The organism is Knoellia sp. B-D-2 (assembly GCF_057714695.1).
On the sequence record NZ_CM173189.1, the window covers coordinates 3534709 to 3555094 of the forward strand.

The window sequence follows — 20386 nt, forward strand, 5'->3', positions numbered from 1 at the left end:
TCAGTCGACCACTGCAGGCGGAAGGTCGTCGTCGAAGTCGACGCGGTGCGGCAGGGCCGCGTGACCGGCGAGACGGAACAGCCGGACCACCCTCTTGGTCCGGACCCGGCGCACCTCGCGGACCGCGTCGTTGTGGAAACGGCGGGCCAGCTGGACGCGCAGGGCGCTCGCCTCCACCCGCGACAGGCCGTCGGCGCCGACCCCCTCGACGTCGCCACGGAGGGCGGCGACCGTGTCCTCCTGCAGGACCGCCCGCAGGGCCTCGGTGAGGTTGGTCTCGGTGTCCTCGCGTCCGGCGAAGGTCTGCCCGTCGAGCGGGTCATGGCTCAGCGGCTGGTGGGTGTGGCGTTCGAGCGCCTCGCTCGCGGCGTCGGCGAGCAGCAGCGACGTCGCGGGGTCGAGGGCCCCGCTCGTCGCGAGCTCGAGGGTGGCCTCGGCGCGCCGGACGAGCTGGGCGTCGAGGGCGGACACCGCACCCTCGACCTTCGCGTGGAGGCGGTCGAGGCGCGAGGCCGAGTACGACAGGTACCAGGCCACGGCGAGCAGCACGAGGGCCACCGTCGTCGCGATCTGCAGGACGTCCATCACGCCTCACCTCTGATCGGCCAGCGCAGCCGCCCGAGCAGGCCGGCGCGCAGGGCGGGCTCGACCGGGGAGCTGTCCGCCCCCTCGATCACGGTCTCGTACACGGCCATGACCCGTTCCGCGACGACTCCCCAGTCGAAGGACCGGGCCCGTCGCAGCCCGAGGTCGCTGAGTCGCTGCCGTTCGCCGGGGTCGCCGACCAGCTCGACGACGGCGCTCGCGAGGGCGGCGCCGTCCCCCACCGGGAAGGTGCGTCCGGCCGGCCCGCTGCCGAGCACGGCGACGAACGCCTCGAGGTCGCTGGCGAGGACCGGCGCACCCGCCGACATCGCCTCGACGAGCACGATGCCGAAGCTCTCACCGCCCGTGTGCGGCGCGACGTAGAGGTCGGCCGACCTCAGCAGGGCCACCTTGTCGGCCTCGGAGACCGCACCGAGGAACTCGGTCGCGGCCCGCACCCGGGGGTCGAGGGACTCGGCGATCTCGTCGACGTCGCCGGGGCCGGCCACGACCAGACGGGCACCGGGGAGCGCGTCGAGGACGGCCGGCATCGCGGCGACCATGACGTCGAGGCCCTTGCGCGGCTCGTCGATGCGCCCGAGGAACGCCAGCGTGGGCCGCTCCGGGGTCCCCGTCCAGCGGGTCACCGCGCCGTCGGGCGCGAACCGCTGCGTGTCGACGCCGTTCGGGATGATGTAGGCGTCACCGCCGAGGTGGCGACGCACCGTCTGGCGGGCCTCCTCGGAGACGGCGATGCGCGCCCGGATCTTCTCGGTCGACGGGCGCAGCAGGGGGTTCGCGGCGTGCATGGCGCGGGAGCGGATGTTCGACGTGTGGAAGGTCGCGACGACCGGCTCGGACGAGGCCCACAGGGCCATGAGCGACGCGCTGGGCGTGATCGGCTCGTGGAGGTGGAGCACGTCGAAGTCGCCCTCCTCCAGCCACCGGCTCACTCGCGAGGACGTCACGGGCCCGAAGGTGAGCCGCGCGACCGACCCGTTGTAGCGCACCGGGACCGCCCGACCGCACGACGTGACGTATGCCGGCAGGCTGGCGCCGCCGTCGTCCACCGGCGCGAGGACGGAGACCTCGTGACCCTGTGCGGTGAAGAACTCCGCGAGGTCGCGGACGTGGAACTGGACCCCGCCGGGGACGTCGAAGGCGTAGGGGCAGACGAGTCCGATCCTCATGCGCCACCGGCCCGGGCGAGCCGTGCGAGGTCGAGGTCCTTGGTGAAGACCGGCTGGAGCATGTGCCAGTCGGCGGTGTGGCTCCGGACGGTCTCGCCGAGGACGTCGGCACACGACTGGGTCATGGCCGTCACCCTGGCCCGCGTGGTCCCGGACTCGGGGACGGCCACCGGGTCGTGGAAGGTGATGACGATGCCCCAGCGGCGTCCGGTGCGCTCGTGCCGGATCGAGACCGGGAAGAGCGGCCGCCGCTCGGCGAGGGCCAGCGCCGCGGGTCCGGCCGCCATCCGTGCGGGCTCACCGCAGAAGTCGACCTCGACCCCGTCGCGGGAGAGGTCGCGGTCGGACAGCAGCGGGATGAGCCCGGGTCGGCGCGCCGCCTGCCGCAGCAGCGGAAAGGGCGGGTCCCCGCCGGTGAGCGGGTGGATGGTCATGCCGAGCCCGGTCCGGAACGCGAGGAACTCCTCGAAGACCTCCTCGGGCTCGAGGCGCTCGGCGACCGTCGTGACCGGTCCCAGGTGCACCGCGCCCCAGGCCCCGGCGAGGTCCCAGTTGCCGAGGTGGCCGAGGAAGCAGACGAGCGACCCGCCGTCGGCGAGCACCTCACGGACCGGTCCGTCGCCCTCGACCCGCACCCGCGCCGCGAGGTCGTCCGCGGTGAGGACCGGCAGCCGGAAGGCCTCGCAGTAGTACCGCATGTAGGCCCGCATGCCGTCACGGACGAGCCGGTCGAGCGCGGCCTCGTCGAGCTCGGGTCGCACCGTCGCGTAGTTGGCGCGCAGCCGCACTCCCCCGCCCCGGGCGACGGTGAGGTCGGCGATCCGGTCGAAGAGCGCATGGGCCGCGCCCTCCGGCATACGGCGGATGAGCGACCAGCCGACCCGGAAGCCGGCCACGGTCACCGCGTCGGTGGTTCGGGAGACGACGCCCCCGGCACGCGCGCTCACGCGACGTCGAGGGCCTGACGGCGGACCTCGAGCATCCGCTGGACCACCGTGACCAGGCTCGCGAGGGCGAGGAGGGCGAGCACCACGGTGAGGAAGACCTCCGGGAGGAACCACCCGACCAGGCCGGTCGTCACGAGGACGGCGACGAGGCGCTCGGCCCGCTCGGCGATCCCGACGTTGGCGGTCATGCCGAGACCCTCGGCGCGGGCGCGGGCGTAGGACACGACCATGCCGAGGATGAGGCAGGCGAGGGCGAGGGCGGCCATGAGCCCCGGGGAGACCTCGAAGGCGCCGCCCGGACGCACGCTCTGCCCGCCGGCGTAGAAGAGGACGAGCCCGCCGAAGACGGAGGCGTCGGCGACGCGGTCGAGGGTCGAGTCGAGGAAGGCACCCCACGTGCTCGACCGGCCCGACCGGCGGGCCATGATGCCGTCGACGGTGTCCGAGAAGACGAACGCCGTGATGACGAGGGTGCCGATGAGGAACTCGCCGCGCGGGTAGAACAGCAGCGCACCGAGGCTCACCCCGAGGGTGCCGACGATCGTCACGACGTCAGGACTGACCCCGAGCTTGAGGAGGACCGAGGCCAGCGGGGTGAGCAGCTTCGTGAAGAAGGGGCGCGCGTACTTGTTGAGCATGGTGCGGTCAGCCTAATGGCCCGACGTCACTGCACCGGCCAGGCTTCCGCGAGCCGGCGCCGCGCGTCCTCGAGGAGGACCGGCAGCGCCTTGGTCTGGCCGACGACGGGCAGGAAGTTCATGTCGCCGCCCCAGCGCGGCACGATGTGCTGGTGGAGGTGGGCCGCGACGCCCGCGCCGGCGACCTCGCCCTGGTTCATCCCGATGTTGAAGCCCTGCGGCCCTGAGGACTCGCTCAGCGCACGCATCGCCGTCTTGGTGAGGTCGGTGAACTCCGTCGTCTCCTCGTCGGTGAGGTCAACGTAGAGCGAGACGTGCCGGTACGGGCAGACGAGGACGTGGCCGGGGTTGTAGGGAAAGAGGTTCATGACGACGTAGCAGTGCTCGCCCCGGTGGACGATGAGACCCTCGGCGTCGTCGCGGCCGGGCGCCGCGCAGAACGGGCACCCGTCCCCCGCGTCGGTCGAAGGGCGCTCCCCCGTCACGTAGGCCATCCGGTGGGGCGTCCAGAGGCGGTCGAACCCGTCCGGCACCCCCGCGAAGTTCGTGTCGGGCTCGAGTGCGTCGCTCATCCTGTGATCCTATGAAGCGATGGCGAGCAGCACCGACTCGGGCGTCCCCACCGTGCGACGAGCAACCCCTGATCACGCTGCCGCCCTGGCCGAGCTGTACTGGCGAGTGCGATCGGAGTCGGCGCCGCAGATCCCGATGATCCCGCACGACCGGAGCACCGTCGAGCCCTTCGTGCGCGAGGTCGTGCTGCGCCAGTGCGAGGTGTGGGTGGCGGAGGTGGGGCACCGTGCCGTCGGCTTCCTCGCTCTGCGGGAACCCGATGAGCTGGCGCACCTGTACGTCGCGGCGCCGCACACGGGACGTGGGCTGGGTTCGCACCTCCTGCGCCTCGCTCGCGAGCGGCTTCCGCAGGGGCTGCAGCTGTGGGCCTTCCAGAGCAACACCCGGGCCGTGAGGTTCTACGAGCGGCACGGGTTCGTGCCGGTGGAGTGGACCGACGGAGACAACGAGGAGGGCGAGCCGGACGTCCGGATGGTCTGGAGCCCGTGACGGCCGGCCCCCGTGTCAGGGAGGGAACGCTGCGCGCCGTATGCCGTCCGCTCCCCCGACGCCGTCGGCGCGCCACTCCATGAGCGCGTCCGTCGGTGGCCCGAAGCCGGCCCGGATGTAGAGCGAGCGCGCCTCGGGGGCGGCGTTGAGCTGCATCCGCCCGACCCCGTGCGCCAGTGCCCAGTCGCGCAGGGCACCGAGGAGGGCGGCCCCGAGCCCGGCGCCGCGCGCGTCCTGCGTGACGAAGAGCAGGGACACGTGCAGCCACCGGCCGTCGGGGCGCCGCGAGCTCGGCAGCTTCGTCACGACGGCGGCGGTCACGACCCCGAGGGGGCGACCGTCGTCGCACTCGGCGAGGAAGGTCACCCGGTCGTGGTCGGCCAGCCACGCGTCCGCGAACCGGTCGAGGAAGCCCGGCTGGACGGCCGCGCCGCACTCCCGGTCGTCCTGCAGCGTGAGTGCCGCTACGGCGAGGGCGTCACGGGGCTCCGCGGGGCGGATCACCGGCGGCACGGCCCGCCTCAGACCTGGGCGCGGGTCTCGACCGCGGTGAGGACCTCGGCGATGGCGTCCTCGACCGGCACGCCGTTCTTCTGCGACCCGTCGCGGTAGCGGAAGGACACGGCCCCTGCGGCCCGGTCCTCCTCGCCGGCGATGAGGATGAACGGCACCTTGGACTTGCTGCCGTTGCGGATCTTCTTGGGGAAGCGGTCGTCGCTGTCGTCGAGCTCGACCCGGATGCCCTTGGCCTTCATCTGCGTGAGGACGCCCCAGAGGTAGTCGTTGTACTCGTCCGCGACGGGCACGCCGAGCACCTGGACCGGGCTGAGCCACACCGGGAACGCGCCGGCGTAGTGCTCGACGAGGACGCCGATGAACCGCTCGATCGAGCCGAACTTCGCCGAGTGGATCATCACCGGCTGCTGGCGCGAGCCGTCCGAGGCCTGGTACTCGAGCCCGAAGCGCTCGGGTGAGGGCTGGTTGAAGTCGTACTGGATCGTCGACATCTGCCAGGTGCGGCCGATGGCGTCGCGGGCCTGGACCGACACCTTCGGGCCGTAGTAGGCCGCGCCCCCGGGGTCGGCGACGAGCTCGAGCCCGGTCTCCGAGCACACCGTCTCGAGCACCCGGGTCGCCTCGTCCCAGTCCGCATCCGACCCGATGAACTTGCTGCTCTTGTCGCCCTCGTCGTCCCTCGTGGACAGCTCGAGGTAGAAGTCGTCCAGACCGAAGTCGCGCAGCAGGTCGAGGACGAACGCCAGGAGGTGCCGGATCTCGTCCGGCGCCTGCTCCTTGGTGACGTAGGAGTGGCTGTCGTCCTGGGCGAAGCCGCGCACCCGGGTCAGCCCGTGGATGACCCCGGACTTCTCGTGCCGGTAGACGTGGCCGAACTCGAAGAGGCGCAGCGGCAGCTCGCGGTAGGAGCGCTGCTTCGAGCGGTAGATGAGGTTGTGCATGGGGCAGTTCATCGCCTTGAGGCGGTAGTCCATGCCGTCGACGTCGAGGGGCTGGAACATGCCCTCGCCGTAGTAGGGCAGGTGACCGGAGGTGTGGAACAGACCCTCCTTGGCGATGTGCGGGGTCCCGACGTAGTCGAAGCCCTCCTCGATGTGACGACGGCGGACGTAGTCCTCCATCTCGCGCTTGATGACGCCACCCTTGGGGTGGAACACCGGGAGCCCCGACCCGATCTCGTCGGGGAAGGAGTAGAGGTCGAGCTCGCGACCCAGCCTGCGGTGGTCGCGCTTCTCGGCCTCGGCGAGACGGTCGAGGTAGTCCTTGAGCTCGTCCTTCGTCGCCCAGGCTGTGCCGTAGATCCGCTGCAGCTGCGGGTTCTTCTCGGAGCCCCGCCAGTACGCTGCGGCGCTGCGCATCACCTTGAACGCGTTGCCGAGCACCTTGGTCGTGGGGACGTGCGGGCCGCGGCACAGGTCGCCCCAGGCACGGGTGCCGTCACGGCGGACGTTGTCGTAGATCGTAAGCTGGGCCCCGCCCACCTCGACGTCGGCGCCCTCGGCGGCCTCGGCAGCGGCGCCGCCCTTGAGGCCGATGAGCTCGCACTTGTAGGGCTCGTTGCCGAGCTCGACGAGGGCCGCCTCGTCGCTGGTCTCGCGCCGCACGAAGGTCTGGCCCTCGTTGACGATCTTCTGCATGACCTTCTCGAGCGCCTTGAGGTCGTCCGGGGTGAACGGCTCGGCGACGTCGAAGTCGTAGTAGAAGCCGTCGCGGATCGGCGGTCCGATGCCCAGCTTGGCGTCCGGGTGGACTTGCTGCACGGCCTGCGCGAGGACGTGGGCGGCGCTGTGCCGCAGGACATCCAGCCCGTCCTGCTCCTGCGCCGTCACCGGCTCGACCACGTCCCCCTCGGCGAGCACGTGGGCCAGGTCGCGCAGCTCCCCGTTGACGCGGGCCACCAGGACGTCGCGCTGCCCCTCGAACAGCTCCGCCGCGGTCGTCTCTTCCGCCACCGATCGCTCGTCTCCGGCGACGTGAAGGGTGATCTGGGGTGACGACACGGTGGAAGCTCCTGGGGTGGGGACTGCGGGAGGTATGCCGTCCGCGTCGGGCGCGGAACGGCACCACGATGCTAGCCGCCCGAAAATCGCTCGCGCGACGCAGTTCGGGCGTGCTCGGTAGGGTCGGGCGATCGGCACCACCCCGACCGCGCGCAGGAGCAGAGCCTTGATCTTCATCACCGCCCGATTCGCCGTCCTGCCCGAGCACGCCGACCGGTGGCCCGAGATCTCCCGGGCGTTCACCGAGGCCACCCGCGCGGAGGACGGGTGCCTGTGGTTCGACTGGTCCCGCAGCCTGGACGACGCCGACGAGTACGTCCTCGTCGAGGCCTTCCGCGACGACGAGGCCGGCGCGGCCCACGTCGGCTCCGAGCACTTCCACGCGGCGCAGCGGGAGCTCCCGCCATACCTCGCCGCCACGCCACGCATCGTCAGCACGAGCGTGCCCGGCACCGACTGGTCCGAGCTCGGCGAGATGACCGTCGACCGACCCTGACCCCACGGGCACGACGACCACGCACAACGGGGCCCCGACCCGCGGTCACGTGACCTTCGGCCCTGTGACCGTGCCGGGGCCCCGTCACACGCTGGCGGGGTGGACCGTGTCCGGGACCTTGTCGAGCTCCGGCAGGGGCTGACGTCCGAGGAGGCCGCCCGCCGACTGGCGGACGTCGGGCCCAACACCTTGCCCACGGGACCCGGCCCCTCGCCCTGGCGGGAGCTGGCCCGCCAGTTCACGCACCTCCTGGCCCTGCTGCTCATCGTCGCCTCCGGACTGGCGCTGCTCGGGGGCCTGCCCGCGCTGGCCGGGGCGATCGGCGTCGTCGTGGTCCTCAACGCGCTCTTCGCGTTCTGGCAGGAGCGCCGCGCGGACCGGTCCGCTGAACGCCTCCGCGCGATGATGCCGGCTCGGGTGCGGGTCCGCCGGGACGGGCGCGTCCGCACCCTCGGCGCCGAGGAGCTCGTCCCCGGCGACGTCGTCGAGCTGGCCGCCGGTGACCGGCTGGCCGCCGACCACGAGGTGCTGGCCGGGCACGGCCTCCGTCTGGACGAGTCGCTCGTCACCGGTGAGAGCGAACCGGTGTCCCACGTCGACGGTGACCCGCTCATGGCCGGCACGTTCGTCGTCCAGGGTGCGGGCGAGGCCCTCGTCACGGCGACGGGTCGGTGGACGACGCTGGCCGAGATCTCGCACCTCGCCGCGGAGGCCACCCGCCCGCCCAGCCCGATGTCCGTCGAGCTGGCGGGAGTGGTCCGCGTCGTCGCCCTCGTCGCCTGCGGCACCGGCACCGCGCTGGGCCTGGGTGGCCTCGCCCTCGGGCTGGCGCCGACGAGCGCTTTCCTCTTCGCCGTCGGCGTGACGGTGGCGCTCGTCCCGGAGGGGCTCCTGCCGACCGTCACGCTGTCGCTCGCGCGGGGTGCCCAGCTCATGGCCCACCGGCAGGCGCTGGTGAGGCGTCTCGACGCGGTCGAGACCCTGGGGGCGACGACGTTCATCTGCACCGACAAGACGGGCACCGTCACGCAGAACAGGATGTCCGTGGTGACCGTGTGGACCCCAGGGCGGACGGTGGCCCTCACGGGGTCGGGCTACGAGCCCAGCGGGACCGTGGGCGCGTCCGAGGAGGATCGCCGCGCGGTCCGCCGGGTGGCGGAGGCGGCGACGCGCTGCGTGGCCGGCCGGGTGGAGGAACGGTCCGGCGAGTGGCACGCGCAGGGCGAGCCGATGGAGGCCGCGATCCACTGCGCCGCCCTGCGTGCCGGTGCGACGCTGCCGAGCGTGCGGGTCCGGGCGAGTGCGCCCTACAGTCCCGAGCGGATGATGAGCTCGGTGGTCACCGACGAGGTGGTGCAGACCCTCGGCGCACCCGAGCACGTGCTGCAGCGCTGCTCCGGGGACCAGGAGGCTGCGAGGCGGGCGCTCGGCGACATGACGCGGCGTGGTCTGCGGGTGCTCGCCGTCGCGTCGCGGCCGTGGCACGGGGAGACCGAGCCGGACGCCCTCGAGCAGGACCTGCGCCTGCTCGGGCTGCTCGGGCTGGAGGACCCCCCTCGACCGGACGTCGCCGAGGCGGTCGCCGCGTGCTTCCGTGCCGGCATCAGGCTCGCGATGGTCACCGGGGACCACCCCGGCACCGCGGAGGCCGTCGCCCGGGAGATCGGCCTCCTTCACGCTGGAGGGGTCGTGCTGGACGGCCGCGAGCTCCCCGAGGACGACGACACCCTCGGAGCCGCACTCGACCGGGCCGACGGCGTCGTCGTCGCCAGGGCGACGCCCGGGGACAAGCTGCGGATCGCCAGGGTGCTGCGGGATCGCGGACACGTCGTCGCCATGACCGGGGACGGCGTCAACGACGCCCGGGCGCTGCGCGAGGCGGACGTCGGCGTCGCGATGGGCGCCTCCGGGAGCGACGTCGCCCGCGAGGCCGCCGACCTCGTCCTCCTCGACGACCACTTCGGCACGATCGTCACCGCGGTCGAGCTCGGGAGGGCGACCTTCGCCAACGTCCGGCGTTTCCTCACCTACCACCTCACCGACAACGTCGCCGAGCTCGCACCCTTCGCGGCGTGGGCGCTCAGTGGTGGCCGGTTCCCCCTCGCGATCGGGGTGCTCCAGGTGCTGGCGCTCGACATCGGCACGGACATGCTCCCCGCCCTCGCGCTGGGCGCGGAGCCACCCAGCCGCCGGGTCATGGAGGGACGCGGCCGCTCCCGCACCCTGGTCGACCGTCGCCTCCTGCTCCGGGCCTTCGGGGTGCTGGGCCCGACCGAGGCGGCGGCGGCGCTCGTGGCCTTCACCGCCGTGCTGGTGGGGGGCGGGTGGAGCTGGGGGCAGGACCCCGGTGCCGCCCTCCTGGCGGGTGCGTCGGGCGCGGCCTTCGCGACGATCGCCCTCGCGCAGATGGCCAACGCGTTCGCCTGTCGGAGCGACACGGTGCCGGTGTGGCGCTCGGGGGTCGCCGGCAACCCCTCCCTCCTGCTGGCCGTGGGCTCCGAGCTCGCCCTCCTCCTCGTGTTCCTCGGCGTCGCGCCGGTGTCCGCGCTGCTCGGTGGCGCCTGGCCGTCCGCGGAGGGATGGGGCTGGGCCCTGGCCGGGGCGGTGGCGCTCCTCGCGGCCGACGCGCTGCACAAGCTCGTGCGCTCCCGGCGGAGGGACCTTCGGCACTCGTCGGCGACGGGCCCACGCTCTTGACTGGTCTCCCCACCACCCGAGCTGGAGGAGTCCGTGCCGCTCGACATCGTGCCCGACGGGCTGACGACGCGCGAGGCGCACCAGGTCCTCGCCGAGGTCGGGCCGAACCGGGCGCCGGAACCCCCGCGCCGCGGAGTGCTCGGCCGCACGCTCGACCAGCTGCGGGACCCGATGATCCTGCTCCTGCTCGGTGCGTCGTCGGTGACCGCGATGCTGCGCGACTGGCCGGACACCACGATCATCATGGCCGTGGTCGTCTTCAACACCACCGCCGGTGTCGTCCAACAGTTCCGCGCCGAACGTGCCATGGACGAGATCCGCCGGCTCGTGGCGCCGACCGCGCGGGTGCGGCGTGACGGTCGCACGGAGGAGCTGCCCGCCGACCAGCTCGTCCCCGGTGACGTGGTCCAGCTGCTCGCGGGCGACATCGTCCCGGCCGACGCCGTCGTCGTCGACGGCCGTGAGCTCGAGCTCGACGAGGCTCCCATCACCGGTGAGTCGCTGCCCGTCCCTCACGCCACCGGCGAGGAGGTGATCGGCGGCACCAGGGTGACCCGGGGCAGCGCCACCGTCCTCGTCACCCGCACGGGGGCGGCGAGCGGGATCGGCCAGATCGCGGAGCTCATCGCCACCACGGGGGTGCGACCCACACCCCTGCAGCGACGCCTCTCCGCCCTGAGCCGCGCGCTGGTGGCCCTCGTGCTCACGCTGACCGCGCTCGTCGTCGGCATCGGGCTGGTCCAGGGACGGCCGTGGACGGAGATGCTCGTCGTTGGTCTGAGCCTCGCGGTGGCCGCCGTGCCGGAGTCGCTTCCCGCCGTGGTCACCGTCGCGCTGGCGCTGGGGGCCCACCGCATGGCGCGGCGCAACGCCGTCGTGCGCACGCTGTCGGCCGTGGAGACGCTCGGGTCGGTCACCGTGGTCGCCACCGACAAGACCGGCACGATCACCGAGGGCCGCATGTTGGCCCAGGTGGTCTGGCTCCACGGGGAGCGCCTCGAGGTCACGGGCCAGGGCTACGACCCGACGGGCACCATCACGGGCCCCGACGGTCGCCTGTGCGAGGACCACACGGAGCTGCACCGCCTCCTGCGGGACGTGGTGCTCTGCAACGACGCCGAGCTGCGTCGCGACGAGGACGACTGGACCGTGCTCGGGGACCCCCTCGAGGGGGCCCTGCTCGCGCTCGCGGCCAAGTCCGGTCCGGATCCGGAGGCGTGGCGGTCCGTCTGGCGCCGCACGGCCGAGAGCCCGTTCGACCACCACACGAGAACGATGACGACGACCCACCATGATGCGGACGGCCGCGAGCTGGAGGTGCGCAAGGGAGCGCCCGAGGCGGTGCTGGAGGAGCTCGCGCCGGGTGTCGCCGTCACCGCTGCGATGGGCGCCGCCGTCGAGCTGGCTGCCTCCGGGCTGCGGGTCCTCGCGGTCGCCGACCGGATGGACCGGCACGCCTGGCGGCTGGCCGGGCTCGTCGGCATCGGTGACCCGCCCCGCACGACCGCCGCGGACGTCGTGAGCGGGCTCCGGCAGGCGGGCATCCGGGTGGTTCTCGTCACCGGGGACCACGTCGGGACCGCGCACGCCATCGCGACGCGCGTCGGCATCACCGACCCGCACGTCCTCCCCGTGGACGGGGTCACACCGGACGCGCTCACCGCTGAGCGGTGTCGCGGCCTCACCGTGGTCGCCCGCGTGAAGCCGGACCAGAAGGTCGACGTCGTCGAAGCCCTGCAGGGTGCCGGTGAGGTCGTGGCGATGCTCGGTGACGGGGTCAACGACGCTCCTGCCCTGCGACGCGCGGACATCGGCGTTGCGGCCGGGCGCAGCGGCACGGAGGTGGCCAAGGAGTCGGCCGACCTCGTCCTCACCGACGACGACCTCGCCTCGGTGACGGCCGCCGTCGAGGAGGGGCGGCGCATCTACGCCAACATCCAGGCGTTCCTCGCGTTCGCCGTCTCGGGTGGGCTGGCCGAGGTGGGCGTCATGCTGGGGGGCTTCACGGTGGGGCTGACCCTCCCGCTGCTGCCCGCGCAGATCCTCTGGATCAACCTCTTCACGCACGGTTTCGTGGGGGTGGCCTTCGGGTCCGAGCCCATCAGCTCCGACGAGATGACCAAGCCGCCCAGGGCGCCGGCCGAGCCGATCTTCCCCCGACGGGCGTTGGCCCGGCTCGTCGCGGTCACCCTGGGACTCACCCTCATGGCGCTCGTCGTCGGTGGCTTCGTCGACGGGGACGAGCACCAGCGCCGCACGGCGATCTTCCTCGCGCTCGGCGCCGGCCAGCTGGGCGTCGCCCTGGCACTGCGGGCCCCCCGGGCGAACCGTGCTGGCCTGCCCGCCCGGAGCCTCGACCTGGCGGTGCTCGTCGCCGGCGGGCTCCTCGTCGCCGCGGTGTATGTCGGGCCGCTCCAGGCGCTGCTCGGCACCACCTCGTTGGCCTGGGACGTCGTCGTGCGCATCCTCGCGGTGGCCGCCGTGCCCGGCCTGGTCCTGCACGCATGGCGCCGGCTGACGAGCCGATGAGTCGCGACCCCGCCAACCGGGGCCCGGGAAACCGCAGGCGAGACCCCGGCCGGGTGTGGGACGGTCGCGGGATGGACCTCGTCGTCGCCAGCCTCGCCGAGCGCCCCGACCTCGCCGGTCTCCTCCGCGACTTCGACGACACCTGGCCGGAATTCATGAGGCACGACCCCATGGGCGACCTCTACTACTCCCGGACCACGACGACGTATGCCCCGTGGACCCTCGTCGCTTGGGACTCCGCCGACCCGGGCCGTCTCGTGGCGAAGTCCCACTCGGTCCCCTTCGCGATGGGCGAGGACGTCGGGCGGCCGCGGCTCCCGGACGACGGCTGGGACGGCGTCATCCGCTGGGCGTGGCTCGACGAGCTCTCCGGGCGCAGCCCCACGCACGTGTCGGGGCTCGAGGTCGCGGTCCGCGGCGACCTCCAGGGCACCGGGCTTGCCTCGCTCATGCTGGAGGCCAAGCGGCAGAACGCCGCTCGTCTGGGCTTCACGGACCTCGTCGCACCCGTGCGGCCGAACGGCAAGCACCGTCGACCGCGCCTGCCGATGACCGACTACCTCGCCCTGGTCCGCGATGACGGGCTCCCCGAGGACCCCTGGCTGAGGTTGCACGTGCGGGTCGGCGCCACCGTCGTGGGCGTCTGCCCGCGCGCGATGACGATCTCGGGGACGCTGTCCGAGTGGCGTTCGTGGACGGGGCTGCCGTTCGACGAGACCGGTGACGTCGAGGTGCCGTTCGCCCTCAACCCGGTCCACGCGAGCGTCGAGCACGACCACGCCGTCTACGTCGAGCCCGGGGTGTGGGTGCACCACCGCCTCTGACGACGGCGCCCTCGGGGCTCAGTGACCCGTGACGATCCAGTAGCGGCGCCGGCCCTGCCGAGTGTCCTCGTGCCGGCCCCCCGCTGACTCGATGGTGCGCGCCGAGGCCACGTTGTCCTCGTCGCAGGTCACGAGGACCCGGTCGATCCCCCGCGCACCTGCCAGTTCCACCGCCTGCCGCAGGGCGTCGACCGCATGCCCACGCCGACGGGCCGAGGGCCGGACGCTGTAGCCGATGTGGCCACCGAGCTCGGCGAGGAACGGGTTGTCGAGGCTGTGCCGCAGCGAGATCGCGCCGAGGTACTCGTCGCCGTCGACCATCCACAGGTAGGTGCACGGCACCCAGCCGGTCGGGCGCGGCGAGTCCGGGTCCTCGTCGCCGAGCCGGTTGGCGACGAAGCGCTCGAACTCCTCCGGGTCCGCGAGCCCGTCCCGGGTGAACTCGACGCCGGGGAAGGTCTCGTCGGCCGGCCACACGAGGATGCCGCCGTGCTGCTCGTCCCCGGCGGCGAGGAACTCGTCGGAGGCCGCCAGGTAGGACTGCCGGTAGCGGACGTGCGGACGGGCCAGGGTCACCATGCGGCGACGCTACGTCGGGGGCAGCGCCTGGCGCCAACCGTCGCGGGTCCGCGGTCTAGTTTGGTCGTCATGACCGCTCTGCCGTTCGGCTCCTGGCCCTCGCCCCTGTCCCCCGCCGCGCTCACCGCCGCCACCCGTGGCCTCGACGAGGTGCGCGTGGACGGCGCCGACACCTACTGGCTCGAGTCGCGCCCATGGGAGAACGGCCGGGTCGCCCTCGTCCGACACGTCGGCTCGACGGGTGCGGTCGAGGACGTCGTGGGTGAGGGGGTCAACGTGCGTTCCCGGGTTCACGAGTACGGCGGCGGCGCGTATGCCGTCCGCTCCGGCACCGTGGTCGTCACGACCATGCCGGACCTCAGGGTGCACGTCGTGGCGGCCGACGGGTCCATGCGCGCGGTCACGCCCGAGGGAGGGTTCCGCTACGGCGGCCTCGTGCTCGGGGACGGGTTCGTCCTCGCGGTCCGCGAGGACCACTCGGGCGGTGGGGAGCCGGCCAACACCCTGGTGCGCCTCTCGCTCGACGACGACAACGCCGACGGCGGCACGGTGCTCTGGGAGGGCACCGACTTCGTCGGCCGCCCGGCCCTGTCCCCCGACGACGGCGAGGTCGCGGTGGTGACGTGGGACCACCCGAACATGCCGTGGGACACGACCACCTTGCGGCGAGCCGTGCTGGCCGGTGCCGTCTCGGACGGGGCGGACGCCTGGGAGGTCGTCGCGGCCGACGACGACGTGAGCGTCGGCCAGCCCCGCTTCGCGCCCGACGGCTCGCTGTGGTTCGTCTCGGACGCCTCCGGCTGGTGGAACCTCCTGCGCGACAGTGGGTCCGGACCAGAGGCGCTGCACCGCGTCGAGGCGGACTTCATGCAGCCTCAGTGGGTCCTCGGGATGGGCGACCACGCCTTCTTCGACGACGGCCGCGCGCTGGTGCACTGGTGGGCCGACGGGGTCGGGCGCCTGGGCGTCCTCGACCCGGAGACCGGAGACCTCGTGGACGCCGGTGTGCCGGGCGTGCAGTTCGACCACCTCCAGGCGGTGGGTGACGAGCTCGTCGTCCGGGTCGGCACCCCCACCGAGCTCCCCGTCGTCGTCCGCGGACGCGTCGGTGGACCGGTCATGACGCTCCGGCGCAGCCGCGACGACGGTCTCGACCCGGCATACGCCACCGCGCCGCAGGCGTGGAGCTGGACCAACAGCGGCGGCCAGGACGTGCACGGCGTCTTCCTCCCGCCGGGGCACGCGCAGGCGGTGGGGCCCGACGGCGAGCTTCCGCCGCTGCTCGTCTTCGTCCACGGCGGGCCGACGGCCCGGACCGAGGCGGGGCTGCAGCTCGGCCGGGCGTTCTGGACGACGCGGGGCTTCGCCGTCCTCGACGTCAACCACTCGGGCAGCACCGGACACGGACGGGGCTACCGGGACCGGCTGCTCGGCCAGTGGGGGGTCGTCGACATCGACGACGTCGTCACCGGCGCCCGCTCGCTCGCCGACGCCGGCCTGGTCGACGGCGACCGGCTCGCCATCAGCGGTGGCAGCGCCGGGGGCTACTCCGTCCTGCGGGCCCTGACGACGAGTGACGCCTTCGCCGCCGGCACGAGCTACTTCGGGGTGGCCGACCTGGAGGCACTCGCGACCGACACCCACAAGTTCGAGTCGCGCTACCTCGACCGCCTCGTGGGTCCGTACCCGGAGTCGAGGGACGTCTACGTCGAGCGCTCCCCGATCCACCACCTCGATGCCGTGGAGGGGGCGGTGCTGCTGCTCCAGGGCGGGATCGACGAGGTCGTGCCGCCCGCACAGGCGGAGAGCATGGCCGCGGCCCTGCGTGCGGCCGGGAAGGACGTGGACCTCGTGATGTACCCCGAGGAGGGCCACGGGTTCCGTGCGGCCGGGGCGATCGAGGACTCGGTCACCCGCGAGCTGGTCTTCTACGGCAGGGTGTTCGGCTTCACCCCCGCACCGTCCGCGTGACCTCAGGCGGTCTCGAGGGTGAGGACGAGGTGCTCGACCTCCGGCTTGCGGGTGGAGCGCAGCCCGGCGACGACGAGCGGTCCGCTCCGGTCGACGACGAGGTCCACCCGGCCCGGCAGCAGCACCGGCTTGCGGAACCACACGTGCGACGTGCTCGGCCCGCCCGCCCGGCGTCCGAGGGCGCCGAGGACGCGCGCCGACGTCCACATCCCGTGGGCGATCGCCCGGGGGAAACCCATCGCCTTCGCGGTGAGGGCGTGGAGGTGGATCGGGTTCACGTCACCGGACACGGCGGCATACTGCCGACCCAGGTCACCGGGCAGGGACCACTGCGCCGCGGGGAACCCGCGAGGCAGGGACGGCGCCTCGGCCCCGCGCTCCGCGTCGGGGTTGCCCTTGCCGCGCGCGAGGTAGGTGCTGCGCCCGCTCCAGACCGGCTCGCCCCCGACGCTGGCCTCGGTGACGAGGTCGACCTGACGGCCCTTGGGGTGGTCCCGCAGGTGCTCGGCGTGCACGGCGACGTCGAGCACGTCGGACGCGGTGAGCGTGCGGCGCACGGTGATCGCGTTCTCGACGTGCACGAGTCCGGCGAGCGGCAGTGGGAACGACGAGCGACCCATGAGCGCGACCTGCAGGGGGAAGCCGAGGATGTGCGGGTAGGTGTGCGGGAGCGCGTCGTCGACGGTGAAGCCGCAGAGCCGCTGGTAGTCCATGAGGTGACCGCGGTCGACCTCGTGTCCGGCGAGGACCAGCTCGGTGTCCGGCAGGGTCGTGCCGGACTTCTTGCCCGCCACGGCTGCCTTGACGAAGACCCTTGCGAGAGAAGGTGCTTCACGATACGTCTCGGTCGTCGGCATCAGGCCCCCAGCAGCATCTGGCCGCAGACGCGGACCACGTTGCCGGTGACGGCCCGGTTGGCGTCCCACGCGAAGTAGCCGATCGTCTCGGCGACGTCGACGGGCTGACCGCCCTGGGACAGCGAGTTCATCAGCCGACCGACCTCGCGGGTCGTGAGCGGCACCTTCGCGGTCATCTCGGTCTCGATGAAGCCCGGAGCCACCGCGTTGACGGTGATCCCCTTGGCGAGGACCGCGTCGTCGACGGCCAGGGCCCGGGTCATGCCGATGACACCGGCCTTCGATGCGGCGTAGTTGCTCTGGCCACGGTTGCCGGCGATGCCGGACGTCGAGCTGACGTTGACGATGTGCCCGCCGTCGTTCATCGCCGGGACGAGGGCCTCGTTCATCCGCAGGATCGACAGGAGGTTGACCTGGAGGACGGCGTCCCACCGGTCGGCGTCGGTGTTGGCGAGCAGCTTGTCGCGCGTGATGCCGGCGTTGTGGACGACGATGTCGATGCCGCCGTGGCGGGCCTGCGCGTGCTCGACGATCCTCGCTCCCGCGTCCGGGGCGGTGACGTCGAGCTGCAGGGCCGTGCCACCGAGGCGGTTGGCGACCTCGGCCAGCGGCCCACCGGCGGCGGGCACGTCGACGGCGACGATCGTGGCCCCGTCCCGGGCAAGGGTGTCGGCGATGGCCGCACCGAGGCCGCGGGCGGCGCCCGTGACGACCGCGACCTTGCCGGCCAGCGGCTGGTCCCAGTCGGCCGGGGCGACGACCTCGCCGACCGGGCGGCCGACGTGGAACACCTGACCGGAGACGTACGCGGAGCGACCGGAGAGCAGGAAGCGCACCGTCGCGTCGACGCCGGCGTCGGCGCCGTCGGCCACGAGGACGAGGTTGGCGGTCCCCCCGCCTCGCATCTCCTTGCCGACCGAGCGGACGACCCCCTCCAGGGAGCGGCGGGCCGCGGCTTGGGCGACCGAACCGGTGCCCTCGGGTGGTCGGCCCACGACGACGACGCGTCCGGTGGACGCGAGCGTCTTGAGGGCGGGGCCGAGGACGGAGCGCAGGGTCTCGAGGTCGGCGGGCGTCTCGATGGCGGTGAGGTCGAGGACCACACCGACCACCGACGTCGAGGGCAGGGACGCGACCTGGACCCCGGCGTCCTCGAGCAGGTGACGGACCCGCTCGGCGACGGGCGCGTCACCGTGACCGGCGACGAGCACGGCTCCGGGGACGAGCGAGCCACCGAGCTGGTGGCGGCGCAGCCGGGACGGGCGCGGCAGGCCGAGGGTGGTGGCGAGCTGCTTGCCCACTCCCCCGCTGACGAACTGGCCGTAGTTGAACGCCATGGTCAGGCTCCTTCGAGGATCGCGACGACGCCCTGCCCGCCGGCAGCGCAGATGGAGATGAGGCCACGGCTGCCCGGGCCCTTCTCGTGGAGCATCTTCGCGAGGGTCGCGACGATGCGGCCTCCGGTGGCGGCGAAGGGGTGGCCGGCCGCGAGGGACGAGCCGTTGACGTTGAGCTTCGACCGGTCGATGGACCCGAGCGGCTTCTCGAGGCCGAGGCGCTCGGTGCAGAACTCCTCGTCCTCCCAGGCCTTGAGGGTCGAGAGCACGGTGGAGGCGAAGGCCTCGTGGATCTCGTAGTAGTCGAAGTCCTGCAGCGTCAGCCCGTTGCGGGCGAGAAGGCGCGGGACGGCATACGCAGGGGCCATGAGCAGCCCCTCGTCACCGTGGACGTAGTCGACCGCCGCGACCTCGCCGTCGACGAACCACGCCTGGACGGGGAGGTGGTGCTCGGCGGCCCACTCCTCGGACCCGAGCAGGACCGCGGACGCGCCGTCGGTGAGCGGCGTCGAGTTCCCGGCCGTCATCGTCGCGTTCTCACCCTTGCCGAAGACCGGCTTGAGGGCGGCGAGCTTCTCGACGCTCGAGTCGGGGCGCAGGTTCTGGTCCTTGGTGAGGCCGAGGTAGGAGGTCATGAGGTCGTCGAAGAAGCCACGGTCGTAGGCCGCGGCGAGGTTCTGGTGGCTCGCTGCGGCGAGCTGGTCCTGGGCCTCGCGGGTGATGCCCCACGTCTTGGCGGTGATCGCCATGTGCTCGCCCATGGACAGCCCGGTGCGCGGCTCGGTGTTGGCCGGGGTCTCGATGCCGATGTCGCCGGGGCGGATCGCGAGGACGCCCTTGGCCATGTCGAGCGTCGTCCTGCCCCGGTTGAGACGGAGCAGCTTGCGGCGGAGCTTCTCGCTCACCATGATCGGCGCGTCCGAGGAGGTGTCGACGCCACCGGCGATGCCGGACTCGATCTGGCCGAGCTTGATCTTGTTGGAGACGAGGATCGCGTTCTCGAGACCCGTCCCGCAGGCCTGCTGGACGTCGTATGCCGTCGTCTCCGGTGCGAGGCTCGACCCGAGCACCGCCTCACGCGTCATGTTGAAGTCGCGACTGTGCTTGATGACGGCGCCACCGACGACCTCGCCGAGACGCTCCCCGGCGAGGCCGTGCCGTGCGACGAGCCCCTCGAGCGCGGCGGTGAACATGTCCTGGTTGGACGCCTTGGCGTAGGGCCCGAACTGGCGGGCGAAGGGGATGCGGTTGCCGCCGAGGACGGCGGCGCGGCGGGGACTGGCTGGGGTCACCGTGGGCTCCTGGAAGGGGTCGAGAGGTGGGTCGTGCGGGTCGCGTGGGATGCGACACATATCCGATACTGACGGTAGCAGGTACCCGCTCGCGCCTGCTACGGTCCGACCTGTGACCAGCACCACGAGGCCCGAGCCGGACGGCGGCTCCGTGCCCGCCGCCGGGGCGCCGGTGGACGGGCGCAGCAGCCGCTGGGACGAGCACCGCGCCCAGCGCCGCACCGAGCTCGTCGAGGCGACCCTGCGCGCCATCCGGAGCCGGGGCGCGGGCGTGGGCATCGACGACATCGCGACCCTCGCGGGTACCTCGAAGACGGTCTTCTACCGGCACTTCACCGACCGCGCCGGCCTCTACGGCGCCGTCGCCGAACGCGTCAACACGAGCATCCTGCGCGACATCAGCCGGGCTGTCGGCGACGTCCTCGCGCTCACCGACGGGCAGGCCGAACCGACGACGGCACCGCGCGACGTGCTCGCCGCCGCCGTCGACGCCTACCTGTCGCTCGTCGAGACCGACCCCGAGGTCTACCGCTTCATCGTCGCCGCCCCGCTCGTGCCGCCGTCCGAGCGCACCGAGACCATCGACCTCGCCTCGACCGTGAGCCAGTCGATCGCGGTCCAGATCGGTGGGCTCATCGCCGTGGCGCTGGGCGCCGCGGGGCGCAGCACCGACCCGGCACCGACGTGGGGCCACGCCGTGGTCGGCATGGTCCGCGCCGCCGGCGACGACTGGCTGCGCGCGGGCGCCGCCGGCTCCGGGACGTCCCGCGAGACGCTCAAGGAGCACCTCACCGAGCTCATCTGGGGCGGGCTCTCCGCCGTCTTCCCCGTGACCGACGCCGACACCGACAGCCCCCAGGAGTGAC

The 20386-nt window shown here is 73.0% G+C and carries 18 protein-coding genes; 7 read left to right on the forward strand and 11 right to left on the reverse strand.

The features are described from left to right. Genes AC3EU2_RS16760 through AC3EU2_RS16780 form a run of 5 tightly spaced genes read right to left on the reverse strand, consistent with a single transcriptional unit; the run spans position 1 to position 3932 of the window. Positions 1–585: a hypothetical protein gene (locus AC3EU2_RS16760; RefSeq protein WP_488177412.1), complete on the reverse strand. Its 585-nt coding sequence runs from the start codon at positions 583–585 to the stop codon at positions 1–3. Then, positions 585–1775: a glycosyltransferase family 4 protein gene (locus AC3EU2_RS16765; protein WP_488177413.1), complete on the reverse strand. Its 1191-nt coding sequence runs from the start codon at positions 1773–1775 to the stop codon at positions 585–587. Before AC3EU2_RS16765 ends, AC3EU2_RS16760 begins: the two co-directional genes overlap by 1 nt. Continuing rightward, entirely contained in the window at positions 1772–2722 is a 951-nt protein-coding gene (locus tag AC3EU2_RS16770) for a phosphatidylinositol mannoside acyltransferase (RefSeq protein ID WP_488177414.1), read from the reverse strand. The genes AC3EU2_RS16765 and AC3EU2_RS16770 overlap by 4 nt, the downstream gene beginning before the upstream one ends. Next, positions 2719–3360, reverse strand: coding sequence for a phosphatidylinositol phosphate synthase (pgsA, locus tag AC3EU2_RS16775; protein WP_488177415.1), 642 nt, complete (start codon positions 3358–3360; stop codon positions 2719–2721). Before pgsA ends, AC3EU2_RS16770 begins: the two co-directional genes overlap by 4 nt. Before the next feature lie 26 nt (positions 3361–3386). Beyond that, positions 3387–3932 carry an HIT family protein gene (locus AC3EU2_RS16780; RefSeq protein WP_488177416.1) on the reverse strand — a complete coding sequence of 182 codons (546 nt, stop codon included), beginning with the start codon at positions 3930–3932 and terminating at the stop codon, positions 3387–3389. Between the two features lie 19 nt (positions 3933–3951). On the opposite strand from AC3EU2_RS16780, the gene AC3EU2_RS16785 reads away from it, so the two are divergent. Next, the gene (locus AC3EU2_RS16785; protein WP_488177417.1) at positions 3952–4422 is read left to right on the forward strand and encodes an N-acetyltransferase family protein; all 471 of its coding nucleotides are present in this window, start codon (positions 3952–3954) and stop codon (positions 4420–4422) included. A gap of 15 nt (positions 4423–4437) precedes the next feature. Here AC3EU2_RS16785 and AC3EU2_RS16790 read toward each other — a convergent pair whose 3' ends face one another. Together AC3EU2_RS16790 and thrS are read right to left on the reverse strand one after the other, a co-directional pair. Then, on the reverse strand, positions 4438–4926 hold the full coding sequence (locus tag AC3EU2_RS16790; protein WP_488177418.1) for an N-acetyltransferase family protein: 489 nt from the start codon (positions 4924–4926) through the stop codon (positions 4438–4440). 17 nt (positions 4927–4943) lie between these two features. Continuing rightward, positions 4944–6938, reverse strand: coding sequence for a threonine--tRNA ligase (gene thrS, locus AC3EU2_RS16795; RefSeq protein ID WP_488177419.1), 1995 nt, complete (start codon positions 6936–6938; stop codon positions 4944–4946). 166 nt (positions 6939–7104) lie between these two features. On the opposite strand from thrS, the gene AC3EU2_RS16800 reads away from it, so the two are divergent. From AC3EU2_RS16800 to AC3EU2_RS16815, 4 genes are all read left to right on the forward strand, one after another. Then, positions 7105–7434: a putative quinol monooxygenase gene (locus tag AC3EU2_RS16800; RefSeq protein ID WP_488177420.1), complete on the forward strand. Its 330-nt coding sequence runs from the start codon at positions 7105–7107 to the stop codon at positions 7432–7434. A 99-nt stretch (positions 7435–7533) separates the two neighbouring features. Continuing rightward, positions 7534–10131 (forward strand): cation-translocating P-type ATPase, encoded by a 2598-nt coding sequence (locus AC3EU2_RS16805; RefSeq protein WP_488177421.1) that lies wholly within the window; start codon positions 7534–7536, stop codon positions 10129–10131. A 33-nt stretch (positions 10132–10164) separates the two neighbouring features. After that, the gene (locus AC3EU2_RS16810) at positions 10165–12660 is read left to right on the forward strand and encodes a cation-translocating P-type ATPase (RefSeq protein ID WP_488177422.1); all 2496 of its coding nucleotides are present in this window, start codon (positions 10165–10167) and stop codon (positions 12658–12660) included. Positions 12661–12731: 71 nt separating this feature from the next. Then, the gene (locus AC3EU2_RS16815; RefSeq protein WP_488177423.1) at positions 12732–13484 is read left to right on the forward strand and encodes an N-acetyltransferase; all 753 of its coding nucleotides are present in this window, start codon (positions 12732–12734) and stop codon (positions 13482–13484) included. A gap of 18 nt (positions 13485–13502) precedes the next feature. On the opposite strand, the gene AC3EU2_RS16820 is transcribed toward AC3EU2_RS16815, so the two are convergent. Further along, entirely contained in the window at positions 13503–14063 is a 561-nt protein-coding gene (locus tag AC3EU2_RS16820; RefSeq protein ID WP_488177424.1) for a GNAT family N-acetyltransferase, read from the reverse strand. A 69-nt stretch (positions 14064–14132) separates the two neighbouring features. On the opposite strand from AC3EU2_RS16820, the gene AC3EU2_RS16825 reads away from it, so the two are divergent. Then, a complete protein-coding gene (locus tag AC3EU2_RS16825; RefSeq protein ID WP_488177425.1) occupies positions 14133–16034 on the forward strand; it encodes an alpha/beta hydrolase family protein in 1902 nt (633 codons plus the stop codon). A gap of 2 nt (positions 16035–16036) precedes the next feature. Here AC3EU2_RS16825 and AC3EU2_RS16830 read toward each other — a convergent pair whose 3' ends face one another. Genes AC3EU2_RS16830 through AC3EU2_RS16840 form a run of 3 tightly spaced genes read right to left on the reverse strand, consistent with a single transcriptional unit; the run spans position 16037 to position 19580 of the window. Further along, positions 16037–16891: a MaoC/PaaZ C-terminal domain-containing protein gene (locus AC3EU2_RS16830; protein ID WP_488177426.1), complete on the reverse strand. Its 855-nt coding sequence runs from the start codon at positions 16889–16891 to the stop codon at positions 16037–16039. Next, positions 16891–18228 (reverse strand): 3-oxoacyl-ACP reductase, encoded by a 1338-nt coding sequence (locus AC3EU2_RS16835; protein ID WP_488177427.1) that lies wholly within the window; start codon positions 18226–18228, stop codon positions 16891–16893. The genes AC3EU2_RS16830 and AC3EU2_RS16835 overlap by 1 nt, the downstream gene beginning before the upstream one ends. 2 nt (positions 18229–18230) lie before the next feature. Beyond that, positions 18231–19580, reverse strand: a complete 1350-nt coding sequence (locus tag AC3EU2_RS16840; protein WP_488177428.1) for an acetyl-CoA C-acetyltransferase — start codon at positions 19578–19580, stop codon at positions 18231–18233. A 52-nt stretch (positions 19581–19632) separates the two neighbouring features. On the opposite strand from AC3EU2_RS16840, the gene AC3EU2_RS16845 reads away from it, so the two are divergent. Further along, a complete protein-coding gene (locus tag AC3EU2_RS16845) occupies positions 19633–20385 on the forward strand; it encodes a TetR family transcriptional regulator (RefSeq protein ID WP_488177429.1) in 753 nt (250 codons plus the stop codon). Position 20386: the final 1 nt, after the last annotated feature.

Excerpts from the sequence above, each read along its gene's own strand:
- pgsA (WP_488177415.1), bottom strand. The coding sequence starts at position 3,360 with ATGCTCAACAAGTACGCGCGCCCCTTCTTCACGAAGCTGCTCACCCCG.
- AC3EU2_RS16820 (WP_488177424.1), bottom strand. The coding sequence starts at position 14,063 with ATGGTGACCCTGGCCCGTCCGCACGTCCGCTACCGGCAGTCCTACCTG.
- AC3EU2_RS16765 (WP_488177413.1), bottom strand. The coding sequence starts at position 1,775 with ATGAGGATCGGACTCGTCTGCCCCTACGCCTTCGACGTCCCCGGCGGG.
- AC3EU2_RS16780 (WP_488177416.1), bottom strand. The coding sequence starts at position 3,932 with ATGAGCGACGCACTCGAGCCCGACACGAACTTCGCGGGGGTGCCGGAC.
- AC3EU2_RS16840 (WP_488177428.1), bottom strand. The coding sequence starts at position 19,580 with ATGTGTCGCATCCCACGCGACCCGCACGACCCACCTCTCGACCCCTTC.
- AC3EU2_RS16760 (WP_488177412.1), bottom strand. The coding sequence starts at position 585 with ATGGACGTCCTGCAGATCGCGACGACGGTGGCCCTCGTGCTGCTCGCC.
- AC3EU2_RS16815 (WP_488177423.1), top strand. The coding sequence starts at position 12,732 with ATGGACCTCGTCGTCGCCAGCCTCGCCGAGCGCCCCGACCTCGCCGGT.
- AC3EU2_RS16825 (WP_488177425.1), top strand. The coding sequence starts at position 14,133 with ATGACCGCTCTGCCGTTCGGCTCCTGGCCCTCGCCCCTGTCCCCCGCC.
- AC3EU2_RS16835 (WP_488177427.1), bottom strand. The coding sequence starts at position 18,228 with ATGGCGTTCAACTACGGCCAGTTCGTCAGCGGGGGAGTGGGCAAGCAG.
- AC3EU2_RS16785 (WP_488177417.1), top strand. The coding sequence starts at position 3,952 with ATGGCGAGCAGCACCGACTCGGGCGTCCCCACCGTGCGACGAGCAACC.
- AC3EU2_RS16830 (WP_488177426.1), bottom strand. The coding sequence starts at position 16,891 with ATGCCGACGACCGAGACGTATCGTGAAGCACCTTCTCTCGCAAGGGTC.